The organism is Aeromicrobium sp. 10G20-16, assembly GCF_055809665.1.
The window spans coordinates 2,108,620-2,124,577 of the sequence record NZ_CM147919.1; the positions used below are offsets into that span (position 1 = coordinate 2,108,620).

Here is a 15,958-nt window from a genome sequence, read left to right on the forward strand (position 1 = left end):
ACGATGCGGCAGAAAGTGCTATCGAGATGACTGCACCCAAGGGAGGTGCCCTCACCGGGCCGCGTAGTCAAGCGAGGATTTCGTTCCACAACAACAGCGACGACGTGCGGTCCCTGTGGAGTTTGCGCCAAGCGGCGAAGACCAGTCGAGCTGTCCAACTACACCTCGGTCCAGCCAATAAGGGCACATACCTGCTCATTTCGGCGCTCTGGGAGACGTACTGCGAAGACGTTCTCACTGAAACGATGGCCGAACTCATCACCGGCATCGTTGATGCCGAGTCATTGCCGATCTCGGTGCGTCGCGCGATTGCTCGTGAGGTGAAGGACGACAAACATGACCTCAGTCCTTGGAAACTGGCAGGCACGGGGTGGCGCGATGTCGCAGGCGAACGAGCCCGCCGCCTCTGTCAAGAGCTGGTGTTCAACTCGCCGAAAGCCGGAAACGTTGATGACCTGTTCCGGCGCACCTTCGGCATCGAAGATGTGAGTCAGTGTTGGACAAGTGAGCGAGTGCACGATCCGCGGGCGGCCTTGGACGAGCACCTCGTGCTGCGTGGTGAACTTGCCCATCGTGCTGCCGCAACGACCATCACGAAACGCCAGATCTCGGACTTCTACCAGCTCGTGATGGACCTGACCCGATCGATGGACGCACACCTCGGAGCCTTCGTCTTCTCCGTCACCGGTCAGAACCCCTACGCGGCGCCCGCTGACGCTAGATGCTGTCGGAACGAGTGAAGCTCGGAAGTCGGCCGTTCACGCTGACTTCAAGTTCGCTGTCGACAGGGATACCCGCATTGGCCCGCGGGCATGGTGGACTCGTGGCAGTGTGCATCTCATGGATCACCTGAGCGTTCGAGGGGGCGCGAGTGTCGGCAGGATAAGGCCCGTTATACCTCGCGAGGTTTGGCCGCACGAGGCGCGGGACTTCACCCCGTGGCTGTTGGACAACGTGGATGTGTTGAGCGAGCTCCTCGGGATGGATCTTGTCCTCGAAGTTGCCGAGCATCCCGTTGGTGGGTTCAGCCTCGATCTACTCGGACACGATGCAAGCACTGGCGAGCCGGTAATCGTCGAGAATCAGCTGGAGCAGTCAGACCACACCCACCTCGGGCAGATTCTGACCTACGCGGCCGGAACTGACCCGACAACCATCGTCTGGCTTGCCACATCTTTCAGGGAAGAGCACCGCTCGGCGGTTGACTGGCTGAACTCACGGACGGACGAGCGAACCAAGTTCTTCGCGGTCCAGATCGAAGTCGTTCGCATCGGAGAATCGGATCCCGCCCCAGCATTTCGGCTGGTCGCCCAACCGAATGGCTGGGAGAAGGTGATTCGAACAACAACTGCGGCGCAGCGCGAGGTGTCCGGTCGGCAGAGCCTGTACCGCGAGTTCTGGACTCGATGGATCGCCTTGATGACCGACCGAGGCGTCGGCTGGACCCGTGGAACTCGAACCACGGTTGGATCTTGGTACCCCATCACGGCAGGTGTGCCCGGAGCCGTGTACAGCAGCGGGTTCATGCGCCGGGGTCTCATCAACGAGTTGTACTTCGAAGACCCGGACCCGGCGGCGAACACCCGAAGATTCGAGCAGCTGCTGGCTCAACGTAAAGCCGTTGAGGAAGTCTACGGCGGTGCGCTCGAGTGGGACCCCATGGACGGGCGCAAAGCTGCCCGAGTTTGCGAGTATCTTCCAGACGCTCAGATTGAGAACGAGGAAGATTGGAGTCAATACCTCGAGTGGTTTCTGGATCGCCAAACGCGACTGCGCAAGGCGATCAAGTCTGTTGCGGAGATTCCCAGCTAGGACACTTGCGGTGGATGGACGGTGTGCAGCTGGCCAGCACACGGCGGTCAAGGCCGTCGATCGTGGTCGCTTTGGTCAACGCAATGGCTGCCGCCGGAGGCACGAACGGGCGCTTGAGGAACTGTTGTCCACACTGGGATCGCAGAGCGGAAGCAGTGTCAGTGGTGGCGTCTAGGTTGGTTGTATGAGCAGCAACGGGGGCATCGGGGTGGGTCGGTTGACCGCGCTGGCTCGTGCGCGTGCTCGTGCCGAGGCGGCGGAGATCGAGGGGATGATCGCCTACCGTGACGGTGAGCTGGAGCGGATTGGCCGGTTGGAGCGGCCGTTGCAGCGTCAGCTCGAGGCCGCGGCGATCGGTCTGGACATTGGTCAGGCCATGGGGTTGTCCGAAGCCCAGGTCCACGGGCGGTTGGCGTCGGCTGATCGGGTCCGTGAGCACACCCCGCAGGTGTGGTTGGCGTTTCGTGACGGGCGGATCAATGAGCACCGGGTGCGTGAGATCGCGACCACTCTGGCTGTGTTGCAGCGGCCCGAGTCGTACCTGCGTCTCGATCAGTCCGTCGTCGCCTACGCCCAGACCCACACGGTGACTGAGCTGCGGCGGTGGCTGCGGCGGTTCGTCGAACGCGTCGAAACAGACCTGGCACTCGAACGGGCCGAGCGGGCGCGTGAGGAGCGTCGGGTCGAGGTCCGCCACGGCGACGACACCATGTCGACCCTGTTCGCCGTCCTACCCTCGCTGCAGGCAGCCGCGATCGCCAAGAGGCTCCATGCCGAAGCCAAGGCCCTCGGTGCTGACGACCCCCGCACCATTCCCCAACGCGAAGCCGACCTGCTCGCCGCGTGGATGACCACCACCGAGTCAGGCCACGCGTCTGTCCACGCCCAGATCGCCGTGAAACTCCCCGCTGAGTCGTTCACCGGCGCCAGTGACGGATTCGCCGAAGCCGCCGACGGCTCCTGGTCAGCACCCACCGCCTGGACCCTCGACCCGAACCTGATCGCCAACCCGGTCTGGCACCGCCTGATCATCGACCCGATCACCGACGACGTCCTGGCCCACCACTACGTCGGCCGCCTCGCCCCCGACACCCTCAAGCACGCCATCGGCTTCCGCGACGGCGTCTGCCAAGCACCCGGATGTCTGATCCCAGCCGACCGGTGCGACGGCGACCACCGACAACCCTGGCCCGACGGACCAACCGCGGGCACCAACATGTGGCCACTGTGCCGACGCCACCACACCCTCAAAGGACACCAGATCCTCCAATGGGTCCTGCCCTCCGGCCACACCATCACCGCCGAACCCACCCACCGACAACCACCCACACCACCACCCTCGAGGGTCGAGCACCACCTCGCCCAGATGCTCGTCTGACGCAGCAAGGCCCGGCGAGCCGAAGCTCACCGGGCCCTGCTGTCGTTCAGTCGATCAGCTCAGGCTGAAGCACGGCTTCGTGAAGTCGTACGCCGAGGCCGTCGGACCAGCGGTCAGCTCCTGCACGACCGACACACCGGTGGGTGCGGTGTCGTCGACCTTGCTGATGACGCTGGCGCGGTAGGCCACCTCGTTCGGGTCACCCTTCGTGGCGCCGGCCTCTGGGGGCAGCATGCCCTCGTAGTCGACACTGTCGAGGTTCTTGGCAGCTTCGACCACGCTCTCGCGAGTGATGTCGCCGCCGTCAGCCGCCTGCTTCAGCGCGGCCAGCAGCGGGTAGCTCCAGACCCAGCCGGCGGTGTAGCCGTCGTTGGGCGTCACGTCACCGAGTGCGTCACGCATGGCCTGGTGGCCCGGCGTGTCGGTGCCGAACGGTCCCCAGGGACCGGCCTGGAAGTACAGCGCCTCGAGTGCCGGCTTCGCCGCCGACTGCAGCAGAGCAGGGTTCCACGTCGGGCTGGACCCGACGACGGTGCCCTTGAAGCCCTGCTGGGCGAGGCCGCCGACGATGGTCGCCATCTCGGCCGGACCGGTCGAGACGAACACCATGTCCGGCGCAGCCTTCAAGATCGCGCCGATCGCGCCGGCCTGGTTGTCCTGGCCGGGAGGCGTCTCGAGCTTGCTGAACTCCAGGTCGTTCGCCTTGGCAGCAGCCTCGACACCGGCCGCCGCGTCTCCTCCGTAGTCGCCGGGGTAGCCGACGGCCACGACCTTGGACTTGACGCCGCGGTTCGCGACCGCCCAGTCGACGCCGTTCATGGCCTCGAAGCAGTAGCTGGCGCCGCTCTCGAGGATCTGGTCGTCGAACTCCCACGCGGAGTTCCACGAGGCCGGAACGCCGATGACGTTGTCGGCCTTCATGTCGTCGAGGATCGTCAGGGTCTGCGTCGAGCCGAGGGTCTGCGCGAGCGCCAGGATGTTCTTGCGCATCTCCTGGTACTTGCGGTTGTGGATCTCGGGGTTGTACTCGGCGTCAGCGATGTTCTCCGACAGGTTGATGTCGTAGCCGCCGACACCGCCCGCCTCGTTGACCTTCTTCCAGAACGCCTTCTGCGAGTCGGTGATCGGCACCGCCAACGGGGCGAAGGGGCCCTTGGTGAGGTCGGAGATCACACCGAGGTAGATGCAGCCGTTGTCCTTGTTGACGGCATCGGGGCACGCCTCGGAGGTCACGCCGGGGCTGGCCCCGGCCTCGCCTCCGTCGCTGCCACGGCAGCCGGTCAGCACCAGCGTCGCCACGGCAGCGCCGACGACCGCGCGGGTCACATTCGATCGGATCTTCACTGTCATTTCCTTTCGGTCCGGCGCCGCGTCGAGCGAAGCCGTCTTGCTGGTGCCGCTGGGCGGCAGGCGGACGAAGATCCGCCCGGTCAGGGGGTTGCGTCAATAGGAGAAGGGCCAGCCCTTCCAGTACAGACGTGCGCGGTTCCAGATCCCGAACAGTCCTCGAGGCTCGAAGATCAGGAACACGATGATGAGCAGGCCGTACAGGATCGACTCGAGCTGGAACACCGACAACAGACCACCGCTGGCGGCGCTGGTGCTGATGCCCGGGACGAAACCGGCGATCTCGCCGGAGATCCGGCCGAGGGCGCTGATGAAGATGGCGCCCATGATCGATCCGGAGATGGTGGCGACGCCACCGATCAGGATCATGGCCAGGTACTGGATCGACAGCAGCAGGCCGAAGGTTCCGGGCTCGAAGACGCCGACGACCGCGTAGTACAACGCGCCCGTGACGCCGGCGAAGAACGAGGACATCGCGAAGGCCATGATCTTGTACTTGGTCAGGTCCACCCCGACCACGGCGGCGGCGACGTCGCGGTCGCGCACGGCCGAGAAGGCCCGACCGACGCCGGACCGGGCGATGTTGCGCCCCAGGATCGCGAACACGATCAGGAAGACCAGCGCCAGCAGGAACTGACGCTGCTCACGCGCCAGGTCCAGGCCGAGCACGGATCCGGACCCGTTGAAGTCGATGCCGAACGCCACCAGGTCGGGTCCGCGGCGGCCGACGCCGGGTCCACCGGTCAACGAGCGGGCCTCGCGGAAGATGTGGTCGCCGAGGAACACCAGGCCGAGCGTGACGATCGCCAGGTACAGGCCACGCAGTCGCACCGCGATCGGACCGACCAGCAGTCCGGCGACCGCGGCGACGATGCCCGCGGCAGGAAGCCACAGGTAGATGGGCAGGCCGTAGCCGACGACCGGCCCGTCGGGGTCGCCACCGATGATGGCGGCGGTGTAGGCGCCCAGACCGATGAAGAAGGCGTGGCCAAGCGACACCTGGCCGGCGTAGCCGGTGACCAGGTTGAGGCCGATCGCGCCGACCGCCGAGATCATGCCGAGGGTGAGGATCAGCAGCAGGTCGTCGGTGAGCATGAACGGCAGCAGAAACGAGACGATCACCAAGATGATCGTCGACCGGCGCTTGGCCGGTGAGTTCAGCAGCGCGAGATCCTGCGTGTAGGCGGTGCGCGCCAGGGGGCGGCCGCGCAGGCCCGAGCGGGGGCGGGAGAACAGACCGGTGCTCATACGCGCTCGACCTCCTTGGTGCCGAAGAGGCCGTACGGTCTGACGAGCAGCACCACCAGCATCAGGGCGTAGGGCGCGACCAGCGAGAAGTTGCGGCCCAGCCACGGAGCGACGTCAGGCTGGTAGATCGCGGTGAGGGCCTCGACGATGCCGACCGACAGTCCACCGATGACGGCACCGGGCAGCGAGTCCAGGCCGCCGATGATGATCGCCGGCAGCGCCTTGAGGGCGATGATCCAGCTGGTCTGCTCCATGCCGGCGGTCCCGGCGGCGATGAACGTGCCGGCGATCGCGGCCAGTCCACCGGCGATCGCCCAGGCGAGCGCGAAGATCGCACCCACCCGGATGCCCTGCGCCAGCGCGGTCTCCTGGTCCAGGGCCGTGGCCCGCATGGCGAGCCCGGTGCGCGAGAACCGGAAGAACATGGTCAGAGCGGTGACGGTGACGGCCGTGACCGCGATCAGGCCGAGCGTCTGGTGCGAGATCGACACCCCACCGAGCTCGTAGCGCGCGCTGCCGTTGGGGTAGCGCACGATCTTGGACTCGATGCCGATGTAGCGGTTGGTGAAGATGCGCAGCACGATGTCGACGCCGATGGTGATGATCGCGAGCGTGAACACCGGCTTGCCGATCATCGGGCGCAGGGCGAGACGTTCGACGACCATGCCGACGAGCGCGCCGCCCAGGATGCCGACGACCATGCCGGGGAAGAACGGCAGACCGATGACGGCCGTGGCGTGATAGGTGACCAGACCGCCGACCACCATCAGCGCCGGCTGGGCGAAGCTGATGACGCGCGTGGACTTGTAGATCATCACGTAGCCGAGAGCCAGGAGGGCGTAGATCGACCCCTGGCCGAAGCCGTTGACGAGCGCCTGCAGAAAGTTGGTCATGCGCGGTCTCCTGCGTACATGCTCTCGATGACGGACTCGAACTGGCCGGTGACCGCGGAGCGGCGCACCTTCTGGGTGGCGGTGAGCTCGCCCGCGTCCTCGTCGAGCTCCTTGGGCAGCAGGCTGAACCGCTTGATGGTCTCGACCGCGGCGAACTGCTGATTGACCTCGTCGACCACCCGCTGCACGAGCTCGATCACCTCGGGCTTGGCCGACAGGTCGGCGTACGTGGTGAATGCCAGGCGCTTCTTCTGCGCCCAGTTGCCGACCGTGTCGAGCTCGATGCCGATCAGGGCGGTCAGGAACTTGCGCCGATCGCCGATGACGATGGCCTCCTTGATGTACGGAGAGGCCTTGAGGCTGTTCTCGATCTCGCTGGGGGCGATGTTCTTGCCGCCGGCGGTGATGATGATGTCCTTGAGCCGATCGGTGATCCGCACGTGCGTGCCGTCGACCCACTCGCCGACGTCACCGGTGTGCAGCCAGCCGTCGGCGTCGATCGCGCTCGCCGTGGCGTCGGGGTTGTTCCAGTACCCCGCGAAGGTGCCCTCGTGGCGGGTGAGGATCTCGCCGGTCTCGTCGTCGATGCGCAGCTCGATGCCGTCCTGGGGCTCTCCGACGGTGCCGACCTTGACCCTGCCGCGCCGGTTGGCCGTGGCGATGGCGCTGTTCTCGGTCATGCCGTACACCTCGTGCATCGGCAGGCCGAGACCCATGAAGAACTCGAGCACCTCAGGGGCGATGGGGGCCGCGCCGGACGCGGCGTAGCGAACCCGCGAGAGTCCGAGCCGTTCGCGCAGGGCGCGGTACAGGAACACCCAGCCGACGGCGTAGGCCAGTCGGGTGCCGAGCGTGTGCTGGCCGTCGTGGGCGACCAGGGTGCGCCCGATCCAGCGCGAGACCTTCATCCACAGAGCGAAGTTGGCCCGCTTGATGCGCGAGGCGCCGCTCATGCGGATCTGGACGCCGGCGACCATCTTCTCCCAGATGCGCGGGACGCCGAACAACAGCGTCGGCTGGATCTCGCGCAGAGCCTGGGGAACGGTGTCGATCGACTCGGCGAAGTTCATCTGCACGCCGCTGGCCGCGCTGGTCCACACCGTGAACAGGCGTTCGGCGACGTGGCACAGGGGGAGATAGGAGACCGCGAGGTCCTTCTCGCTGGGCCGGGGGTCGATGAACGCCTCGTCGCGCAGCCGGTCGATGACGTAGGCCACGTTGCCGGTGGACAGCATGGCGCCCTTGGGTGGACCGGTGGTGCCGGAGGTGTAGACCAACGTGGCGAGATCGTCCGCAGTGGCCGCGGCGGCGAGCGCGTCCACGGCACCGGGATGTTTTCCGGCGTGGGCACGGGCCAGGTCGAGGAAGTCGTCCCAGGACATCAAGCGCGGGTCGTCGTAGATCTCGGTGATGCCACGGCCGTCGAGGTAGATGATGTGTCGCAGGTCAGGGCACTGGTCGCCGATGGCGAGCGCCTTGTCCACCTGCTCCTGGTCCTCGGCGAACAGCACCGTGGAGCCGGAGTCGCGCAGGACGTGCAGCACCTCCGGAGCCGGGTTGGTCGGGTACAGGCCGACGGTGGCGGCGCGCACGGCCGTGATGCCGACGTCGCAGTACAGCCACTCGGGCCGGTTCTCGCTGTGCACGGCGATGCGGTCTCCGGTGCCGACCCCGAGGGCCAGCAGCCCGTGGCCGACCAGGTCGGCGTGGTGCCAGTAGTCCGACCAGGTGATCTCACGCCACAGGCCGAGGTTCTTCTCGCGCATCGCGACGCCCGCGGGGGTGTCGACGCTGCGGTGCTGCACCACCTGGGCGAGCGTGGGCAGGGTGCTCATGAGACCTCCTCCGCCGAACCCAGGTAGGCCCGGATGACCTCGGGGTGGTCCTGGACGACTGCGGGTGTCCCGGTCACGAGGGGCTCGCCGAAGTCGAGCGCCATCACCCGGTCGGCGATGTCCATGACCAGGCCCATGTCGTGCTCGACCAGGATCATGGCGATGCCGAGCTCGCGCTTGACGTCGAGGATGAACCGCGCCATGTCCTCGGTCTCCTCACCGTTCATGCCGGCCACCGGCTCGTCGAGCAGCAGCAGCTTCGGCTCCATGGCCAGGGCCCGGCCCAGCTCGATGCGCTTCTGGATGCCGTACGGGAGCAGGCCGACCGGAAGGGTGCGGTACGCCTCGATCTCGAGGAAGTCGATGATCTCCTCGACCCGGCGGCGGTTGCGGACCTCGGAGGCCTTGGCCCTGCCGAGCCACGCGACGGCCGACGGCCAGCCGTACCCGAGGTGGTGGTGCCGTCCGAGCATCAGGTTGTCGACGATGTCGAGGTTCTCGAACAGCTCGATGTTCTGGAAGGTGCGCGCCATGCCGCGATGGGCGATCTGGTGCGGCTTGAGCCGACCCAGGTCCTCACCGAGGAAGGTGACCGATCCGACCTGCGGCGTGTAGACGCCGGAGAGGACGTTGAAGATCGAGGTCTTGCCGGCGCCGTTGGGTCCGATGATCGCGAACAGCTCGTCGGGACGGACCTCGAAGCTGACGCCGCTCAGGGCCGTCACTCCGGAGAACCGCAGCTCGACGTCGGCGACCTGGACGACCGGGTCGTGGGGGTGTTCGCTGGTCATGAGAGCCACCGCTTCCGACGCTTGTAGTGCTTGAGGTCGCGATAGGAGGTGGCGTTGTCGCCCCGCCCGAGATAGAAGTCGCGGATGTCGTCGTCCTGCAGCATCTCGGCGGCGGGCTTGTCCATGACGATCTTGCCGTTCTCCATGACGTAGCCACGCTCGGCGATCGACAGCGCCATGGTGGCGTTCTGCTCGACCAGCAGCACCGTGGTGCCGCGCCGGTTGATCTCCACGACGATGTCGCGGATCTGCTGCACGATGCGGGGGGCCAGGCCGAGGCTGGGCTCGTCGAGGAGTAGGAAGGTGGGGCCGGCGACGAGGGCGCGGCCCATGGCCAGCATCTGCTGCTCGCCGCCGGACAGGTAGCCGGCGGTGCTGCGGCGCCGTTCGGCCAGGATCGGGAACATGTCGTAGACCTCGGCGATCGCCTCGGCGCGGCCCTTGCTGCGGGTGTGTCCGCCCACGCGCAGGTTCTCGTCGACCGTGAACTCGGTGAACACCCGGCGACCCTCGAGCACCTGCGACATGCCGGCCGCGACGATCGCCGGAGCCTTGCGCTGGTGGATGGGGTTGCCGTCGAGCCTGATCTCACCCTTGGTGATGGCGCCGTCGTGGGTCTCCAGCAACCCGCTCAGGGCTCGGAGCAACGTGGTCTTGCCGGCTCCGTTGGCTCCCAGCAGCGCGACGATCGATCCGGTCGGCACGTCGAGACTGACGCCCTTGAGCACCTGGATCACGTCGTTGTAGACGACCTCCAGGTTCTTCACCTCGAGCATCGGCCACTTTCGGCCCGGTGCAAGATGGCACTGCGGTTGGTTGCACCCCGCACGCTGTTTGTGATCTGCATCTCACTATGCATGCACAAAGAGTGTAGGTATTGTCCGAAGTCGTCAAGCCGAAATCGTTGTCCGCAACCATCTCGCAACCTGACCTGTGCACCACCACTGCTGGAGCCGACCATGTCCCTCGATCCCGATGTGCCCCGCCCTCGTCGCGAGAACCGCGACGGTCGAGTCGCGCGCGGCGAGCGAACGCGGACCGCCGTCGTCGATGCGCACGCCCAGCTGCTGCAGGAGGACGTGCTGCGTCCGACGGCCAAGCTCGTCGCCGAGCGGGCCGGCATCTCGTTGCGCACCCTGTGGCTGAACTTCGGTGACATGGAGGCGCTGCTGTCCGCCACTGGTCAGTACTGGCTGGACCGCGACGCGGCCGCCCGCAAGCCGACACCGCCGGACCTGCCGCTGGCCGACCGCATCGACCAGTGGTGCACTGAGCGCGCCCGGCGCATGGAGGACCTACGTCCGGCCGCGGCGTCGTCGCAGCTGGTCGAGCCATTCTCACCGTCGTTGACCGCGGCTCGCCAGCAGCACCGCGCCCGGCTGCACCGTGACCTCGTGGCGACGTTCGGAGCCGAGATCGGGTCCGGCACCGACATCGCGTCCGCCTCCCCGCTGCACCAGGCGCTGTTCGTCGCTGCCGACGGCATCACCTGGCTGGTGCTGCGCCGCGACGAGGGCCTGTCGGTCGAGGCCGCCACGGAGCTGATGAGATCGACCTTCGCCCGCCTCCTGGGTTCTGTCGGCACGGCGGGTCACGCGCCGATAGAGTGACCAAGGTCCGGGGCGATGGAGGGAGCCGTCCGTGGAGATGGACGAACAGCCGACGCCGTACACGGGGCCGGAACGGCGGGTGAGCAACCGTCGCGCGGAGGACCGCCGAGGTGCGGGAGGGGGACGACGCGCGACCGACCGGCCGGATCCTGCGGACGGGTTCGGCGATCCTGAGCCACCGCTCGACGGGCGTATCGCCCGGGGGCTGCGCACCAAGCAGGCGATCGTCGAGGCGCACACGGACCTGGTGCGCGAGGGGGTGCTGCGGCCGACGGCCCAGATGGTGGCCGACCGGGTCGGCGTCTCGGTCCGGACGATCTGGACGGCGTTCGCTGACCTCGAGGCCCTGCTGGCGGCCACAACCGAGCGCTGGATGGAGATCGACGCCGAGAACTGGGAGCCCGTGCCTCCCGACCTGCCGCTGGACGAGCGCATCTCGTTGTTCTGCTCCCGCCGGGCGGACCGCATCGAGCTGATGGCCCCGGCTGCCCGCTCGTCGGCGCTGGGCGAGCCGTACTCGGCGGCGCTGCGCGGCGGGCGTCGCCTGCTGGTCGAGCGGCTCAAGTACGACCTGGAGCAGACCTTCAGCCCCGAGCTCGGTCCCCGGACCGAGCACTCCACGGCCTACGACGAGCTGTACGTGATCGGCGCATGGCCGGTCTGGCAGATCCTGATCGAGGACCTCGACATGACGCGCGAGCAGGCGCTGCAGGCGACCATGGCGTCGTTCACCCGCACCCTGGCCGAGCACACGTCACGCACGACCTGAGCAGCAGGGGCGGCACCCATCGATGGGTACCGCCCCTGTGCAGGGTGCTGCAGTGAGCTCTAGCGCTCTTCCTCGCCGCGGATGAAGGCCTCGAGCTTGTCGCGCCCGAGGTCGTCGGCGCGCTGCTCCGGCGGGCTCTTCATCAGGTACGACGAGGCGCTCAGCAGCGCTCCGCCGATGCCACGGTCCTTGGCGATCTTCGCCGCGCGGATGGCGTCGATGATGATGCCGGCCGAGTTCGGCGAGTCCCAGACCTCGAGCTTGTACTCCAGGTTCAGGGGAACGTCGCCGAAGGCACGGCCCTCGAGGCGCACGTAGGCCCACTTGCGGTCGTCGAGCCACTGCACGTAGTCGCTCGGGCCGATGTGGACGTTCTTGTCCGACACCTTGCCGCTGAGCGAACCGGTCAGGTTCGAGGTGACCGACTGGGTCTTCGAGACCTTCTTGGACTCCAGGCGATCACGCTCGAGCATGTTCTTGAAGTCCATGTTGCCGCCGACGTTGAGCTGGTAGGTGCGATCCAGCGCCACGCCGCGGTCCTCGAACAGCTTGGCCATCACGCGGTGCGTGATGGTGGCGCCGACCTGGCTCTTGATGTCGTCGCCGATGATCGGGACGCCGGCGTCCTCGAACTTCTTGGCCCACTCGGGGTCCGAGGCGATGAACACCGGCAGGGCGTTGACGAACGCGACCTTGGCGTCGATCGCGCACTGCGCGTAGAACTTGTCGGCCTCCTCCGAGCCCACGGGCAGGTACGAGACCAGCACGTCGGCACCGGACTGCTTGAGCGTCTCGACGACGTCGACGGCCGGTGCGTCCGACTCCTCGATCGTCTCGCGGTAGTACTTGCCGAGACCGTCCAGCGTGTTGCCGCGCTGCACCGTCACACCGGTGGGGGCGACGTCGGTGATCTTGATGGTGTTGTTCTCGCTGGCCTGCGTGGCGTCGGCCAGGTCGAAGCCGACCTTCTTCGCGTCGACGTCGAACGCGGCCACGAACTCGATGTCGCGGACGTGGTAGTCACCGAACATCACGTGCATGAGTCCGGGCACGGTGGTGTCCGGCTCGGCGTTCTTGTAGTACTCGACGCCCTGGATCAGGGACGTGGCGCAGTTGCCCACGCCCACAATTGCCACTCGTACCGAACCCATGGGTTCTCCTTCATCGTTGTCTGTTGCTGGTTGATGGGTCGTGCTGGTCAGGTGATGTCGCCCGCGTCGACATCGGTCGGGGGTCCGCCGTTGCGTTCGCGATCGATCAGCCCGGTGAGCCAGGTGATCTCCTGCTCCACGGCCTCGAGCCCGTGTCGCTGCAGCTCTCGGGTGTACGCGTCGGTGCGCTCGCGACCCCGCTGGGCCGCGTGCTTGACGTTGTGCAGCCGCTCCTCGAGCCGGCTGCGCCGACCCTCGAGGATGCGGACGCGCGAGGCCGCGCTCGTGCGCCCGAAGAACGCGAAGCGGACACCGAAGGTGTCGTCGTCCCACGCGGCCGGACCGGACTCCTCCAGGAGCGAGGTGAAGTGCTCCTTGCCCTCGGCGGTGAGCCGATAGACGATCCGGGCCCGGCGGGACCGTGCCTCGGTCGCACTCGGCTCGGTCGCCGCGGCCTGGTCGGCCACGATGTGCCCGGCCTTGCCCAGAGCCTTCAGGGACGGGTAGAGAGTGCCGTAGGACAGGATGCGGCTCCACCCCAGCAGGGCGTTGACCTGCTTGCGCAGCTCGTACCCGTGCATGGGCGTGTCGTGCAGCAGTCCGAGGACTGCCACCTCCAGCGCCACACCGCGTCGTGTCATCTCATCCGATCCTGTTACTGACAAAGTTGGGACTTTGTCGGTATATCGAGACGATACATCGATCACACGTATCGACGTCAAGTTCGCCGACATCGAGGTGATCTGAACCACCTGTCCCGCGGGGGATCAGGGCGCTCTCAGGTAAGTTCGGCACACTGGACAGGTTGCCGTTCTCGACGGCGCTTCTCACGTGATCCGGAATGGATCCGCCCAGATCCGCGACGAAGGACTGACTCCGTGGCAGCACAGACCAAGCGCAAGCCCTCCGCCCGCCGGCGGGCCTCCTCGACGTCCGGCGGCTCCCGCTTCCGTTCCCTCCTGCAGGGCATCGGTGGCCGAGGACCCTGGTGGACCAAGACCCTGCGGTGGCTCGCCTTCTTGACGGTGGCCGGCATCCTCGCCGGCGCTCTGACGTTCTTCGTGCTCTACCGCGCCATCGCGATCCCCGACCCCAACGCGGACTTCCAGACCCAGACCACCAAGGTCTACTACTCCGACGGCAAGCACCAGATCGGCTCGTTCGCCGAGCAGAACCGCGAGAACGTCACGCTGGACCAGATCCCGGCCTCCATGCAGGCCGCCGCGATCGCCGCCGAGGACCGGTCGTTCTACACCAACCGCGGCATCGACTTCAAGGGAATCCTGCGCGCGGTGCGCGACAACACCACCAGCGGCGAGATCAGGGGCGGCGGCTCCACGATCACCCAGCAGTACGTGAAGATCCTCTACCTGACCCAGGAGCGCTCGTACCAGCGCAAGGTCAAGGAGGCCGTGCTCTCGATCAAGATCCACAACCAGCTGAGCAAGAAGCAGATCCTCGAGGGCTACCTCAACACCATCTACTTCGGCAACGGCGCCTACGGCGTGGAGGTCGCGTCCAAGACGTACTTCAACAAGCCGGCCGCCGACCTGAACTACGCACAGTCCGCGATGCTCGCCACCATCATCAACAGCCCCAGCTACTACGACCCCTACGTCGAGGGCTGGGAGGAGCGGATGATGCCGCGCTACCAGTACGTGCTCGACGGCATGGAGAAGTCCGGCGCCATCACCTCGGAGGAGCGCGAGAAGTTCCGCGACAAGCTTCCCGGGCGTCGTCAAGAAGAAGAACAGCAACCGGTTCTCCGGCACCAAGGGCTACCTGCTGGACATGGTCCAGAAGCAGATGGTCGGGCTGGACTTCAGCGACGCGCAGATCCGCGGTGGGGGACTGCGCATCGTCACCACGATCGACTACGAGAAGCAGAAGGACGCCGTCGCGGCGGTCAAGCAGGTCGCGCCCAAGGGCCTGGACGAGCTGCACACGTCGCTGGTGTCGGTGCAGCCCGGGACCGGCGCGGTCCGTGCACTCTACGGCGGTCCCGACTACCTCAAGAGCCAGCTGAACTGGGCCACGCTGCCCACCCAGCCGGGCTCGACGTTCAAGGTGTTCGCCCTCGTCGCCGCTCTCGAGGACGGCTACGGTCTCACCACCGAGCTCGACGGTGACTCGCCGCTCAAGATCGGGTCGGCCGAGATCGAGAACCAGGGCGACTCCGGTGGTGCGTCGTTCGGCGAGGTGTCGCTGGCCCGCGCCACGGCCAAGTCGATCAACACGGCCTTCGTCGACCTCACCCAGCAGATGAGTGGCGGCCCCGACGCCGACATCTCCACCGGCGCCGACAAGGTCCTCGCGGCAGCGCAGCAGGCCGGCATCCCCGCCAAGGTCACCGACACCATCAGCCCGGTCGCGGTCACGCCGCTGGGTTATGCGCCCGTGCCGCCGATCGACATGGCCACCGCCTACGCGACCATCGCGGCCGGTGGCGTCAAGGCCGACTGGTACCTGGTCCAGAAGGTCACCGACACCAACAAGACCGATCTGTACGAGCACGAGACCAAGGCCAAGCGCACCATCCCCGAGGACGTCGCGGGCGACGTTATCAAGGCGATGCGTGGCGTCACGGCCAGCGGCGGCACCGGTACCAACGGCGTCACCACCTGCCCCACGGCGGGCAAGACCGGCACCGCCACGGCCGGCGCGGACCCGCTGAACCAGCACGTGTCGTCGTCGTGGTTCGCCGGCTACACGCCCAAGCTCGCCACGACCGTCATGTACAACCGCGGCACGGGCAACGAGGACCTCGAGGGCTACCTCAACCCGTTCTTCGGCGGCACCTACCCGGCCATGACGTTCAAGGCCTACATGAACGCCGCCCTGCAGGACGAGGACGGCTGCGGCGAGTTCGTCCCGCCGGGCAACATCAAGCCGGACAAGGGCACCGTCTACAAGCCGCCGCCGCCGAAGTGCAGGTCCGACCAGCAGCTGAACGGCTCCAAGACCAAGTGCGTCGACAAGCCGAAGCCGACGCCGACCCCCACGCCGACGCCGACTCCCACACCGGAGCCCACGGACACCACCCCGACAGACCCGGCACCGACGGGTACGCCGACCGCGCCGGGCAGGCCCGGGGGGATCATCCCGCCCCCCAGGGGCTAGCGGC

The 15,958-nt window shown here is 67.0% G+C and carries 14 protein-coding genes and 1 pseudogene; 7 read left to right on the plus strand and 8 right to left on the minus strand.

The genetic code is table 11. The features are described from left to right. Positions 1-26: 26 nt before the first annotated feature. From AC0L5F_RS10695 to AC0L5F_RS10705, 3 genes are all read left to right on the plus strand, one after another. Positions 27-740, plus strand: a complete 714-nt coding sequence (locus AC0L5F_RS10695) for a HEPN domain-containing protein (RefSeq protein ID WP_473313342.1) — start codon at positions 27-29, stop codon at positions 738-740. Between the two features lie 100 nt (positions 741-840). Beyond that, positions 841-1,812 carry a DUF4268 domain-containing protein gene (locus AC0L5F_RS10700; RefSeq protein WP_473313343.1) on the plus strand — a complete coding sequence of 324 codons (972 nt, stop codon included), beginning with the start codon at positions 841-843 and terminating at the stop codon, positions 1,810-1,812. 184 nt (positions 1,813-1,996) lie between these two features. Further along, a complete protein-coding gene (locus tag AC0L5F_RS10705; RefSeq protein WP_473313345.1) occupies positions 1,997-3,190 on the plus strand; it encodes an HNH endonuclease signature motif containing protein in 1,194 nt (397 codons plus the stop codon). Between the two features lie 54 nt (positions 3,191-3,244). On the opposite strand, the gene AC0L5F_RS10710 is transcribed toward AC0L5F_RS10705, so the two are convergent. From AC0L5F_RS10710 to AC0L5F_RS10735, 6 genes are all read right to left on the minus strand, one after another. Further along, a complete protein-coding gene (locus AC0L5F_RS10710) occupies positions 3,245-4,534 on the minus strand; it encodes an ABC transporter substrate-binding protein (protein WP_473313346.1) in 1,290 nt (429 codons plus the stop codon). A gap of 99 nt (positions 4,535-4,633) precedes the next feature. Beyond that, a complete protein-coding gene (locus AC0L5F_RS10715; protein WP_473313348.1) occupies positions 4,634-5,785 on the minus strand; it encodes a branched-chain amino acid ABC transporter permease in 1,152 nt (383 codons plus the stop codon). Further along, positions 5,782-6,678, minus strand: a complete 897-nt coding sequence (locus AC0L5F_RS10720; RefSeq protein ID WP_473313349.1) for a branched-chain amino acid ABC transporter permease — start codon at positions 6,676-6,678, stop codon at positions 5,782-5,784. Before AC0L5F_RS10720 ends, AC0L5F_RS10715 begins: the two co-directional genes overlap by 4 nt. Then, positions 6,675-8,513 carry an AMP-dependent synthetase/ligase gene (locus AC0L5F_RS10725; RefSeq protein ID WP_473313350.1) on the minus strand — a complete coding sequence of 613 codons (1,839 nt, stop codon included), beginning with the start codon at positions 8,511-8,513 and terminating at the stop codon, positions 6,675-6,677. The genes AC0L5F_RS10720 and AC0L5F_RS10725 overlap by 4 nt, the downstream gene beginning before the upstream one ends. Then, on the minus strand, positions 8,510-9,304 hold the full coding sequence (locus AC0L5F_RS10730; protein ID WP_473313351.1) for an ABC transporter ATP-binding protein: 795 nt from the start codon (positions 9,302-9,304) through the stop codon (positions 8,510-8,512). The genes AC0L5F_RS10725 and AC0L5F_RS10730 overlap by 4 nt, the downstream gene beginning before the upstream one ends. Then, positions 9,301-10,080 (minus strand): ABC transporter ATP-binding protein, encoded by a 780-nt coding sequence (locus AC0L5F_RS10735; protein ID WP_473313352.1) that lies wholly within the window; start codon positions 10,078-10,080, stop codon positions 9,301-9,303. Before AC0L5F_RS10735 ends, AC0L5F_RS10730 begins: the two co-directional genes overlap by 4 nt. 183 nt (positions 10,081-10,263) lie before the next feature. On the opposite strand from AC0L5F_RS10735, the gene AC0L5F_RS10740 reads away from it, so the two are divergent. Both AC0L5F_RS10740 and AC0L5F_RS10745 read left to right on the plus strand, forming a co-directional pair. Beyond that, complete coding sequence (locus tag AC0L5F_RS10740; RefSeq protein ID WP_473313353.1) at positions 10,264-10,914, plus strand: TetR/AcrR family transcriptional regulator; 651 nt, start codon at positions 10,264-10,266, stop codon at positions 10,912-10,914. Positions 10,915-10,945: 31 nt separating this feature from the next. Further along, a complete protein-coding gene (locus AC0L5F_RS10745; protein WP_473313354.1) occupies positions 10,946-11,683 on the plus strand; it encodes a TetR/AcrR family transcriptional regulator in 738 nt (245 codons plus the stop codon). 59 nt (positions 11,684-11,742) lie between these two features. Here the strand turns inward: AC0L5F_RS10745 and AC0L5F_RS10750 are convergent, their stop codons facing one another. Then, positions 11,743-12,834 (minus strand): inositol-3-phosphate synthase, encoded by a 1,092-nt coding sequence (locus AC0L5F_RS10750; protein WP_473313355.1) that lies wholly within the window; start codon positions 12,832-12,834, stop codon positions 11,743-11,745. A 47-nt stretch (positions 12,835-12,881) separates the two neighbouring features. Then, positions 12,882-13,475 (minus strand): PadR family transcriptional regulator, encoded by a 594-nt coding sequence (locus AC0L5F_RS10755; RefSeq protein WP_473313356.1) that lies wholly within the window; start codon positions 13,473-13,475, stop codon positions 12,882-12,884. 420 nt (positions 13,476-13,895) lie between these two features. On the opposite strand from AC0L5F_RS10755, the pseudogene AC0L5F_RS10760 reads away from it, so the two are divergent. Together AC0L5F_RS10760 and AC0L5F_RS10765 are read left to right on the plus strand one after the other, a co-directional pair. Next, a pseudogene (locus AC0L5F_RS10760) lies at positions 13,896-14,447 on the plus strand (transglycosylase domain-containing protein); the annotation flags it as partial. 178 nt (positions 14,448-14,625) lie between these two features. Continuing rightward, positions 14,626-15,954 carry a transglycosylase domain-containing protein gene (locus AC0L5F_RS10765; protein WP_473313357.1) on the plus strand — a complete coding sequence of 443 codons (1,329 nt, stop codon included), beginning with the start codon at positions 14,626-14,628 and terminating at the stop codon, positions 15,952-15,954. Positions 15,955-15,958: the final 4 nt, after the last annotated feature.

Bases quoted from the DNA above. Each gene is read 5' to 3' on its own strand.
- AC0L5F_RS10695 (WP_473313342.1), top strand. From the start codon at position 27: ATGACTGCACCCAAGGGAGGTGCCCTCACCGGGCCGCGTAGTCAAGCG.
- AC0L5F_RS10700 (WP_473313343.1), top strand. From the start codon at position 841: ATGGATCACCTGAGCGTTCGAGGGGGCGCGAGTGTCGGCAGGATAAGG.
- AC0L5F_RS10750 (WP_473313355.1), bottom strand. From the start codon at position 12,834: ATGGGTTCGGTACGAGTGGCAATTGTGGGCGTGGGCAACTGCGCCACG.
- AC0L5F_RS10765 (WP_473313357.1), top strand. From the start codon at position 14,626: ATGGTCCAGAAGCAGATGGTCGGGCTGGACTTCAGCGACGCGCAGATC.
- AC0L5F_RS10735 (WP_473313352.1), bottom strand. From the start codon at position 10,080: ATGCTCGAGGTGAAGAACCTGGAGGTCGTCTACAACGACGTGATCCAG.
- AC0L5F_RS10755 (WP_473313356.1), bottom strand. From the start codon at position 13,475: ATGACACGACGCGGTGTGGCGCTGGAGGTGGCAGTCCTCGGACTGCTG.
- AC0L5F_RS10715 (WP_473313348.1), bottom strand. From the start codon at position 5,785: ATGAGCACCGGTCTGTTCTCCCGCCCCCGCTCGGGCCTGCGCGGCCGC.
- AC0L5F_RS10720 (WP_473313349.1), bottom strand. From the start codon at position 6,678: ATGACCAACTTTCTGCAGGCGCTCGTCAACGGCTTCGGCCAGGGGTCG.
- AC0L5F_RS10705 (WP_473313345.1), top strand. From the start codon at position 1,997: ATGAGCAGCAACGGGGGCATCGGGGTGGGTCGGTTGACCGCGCTGGCT.
- AC0L5F_RS10730 (WP_473313351.1), bottom strand. From the start codon at position 9,304: ATGACCAGCGAACACCCCCACGACCCGGTCGTCCAGGTCGCCGACGTC.
- AC0L5F_RS10740 (WP_473313353.1), top strand. From the start codon at position 10,264: ATGTCCCTCGATCCCGATGTGCCCCGCCCTCGTCGCGAGAACCGCGAC.
- AC0L5F_RS10725 (WP_473313350.1), bottom strand. From the start codon at position 8,513: ATGAGCACCCTGCCCACGCTCGCCCAGGTGGTGCAGCACCGCAGCGTC.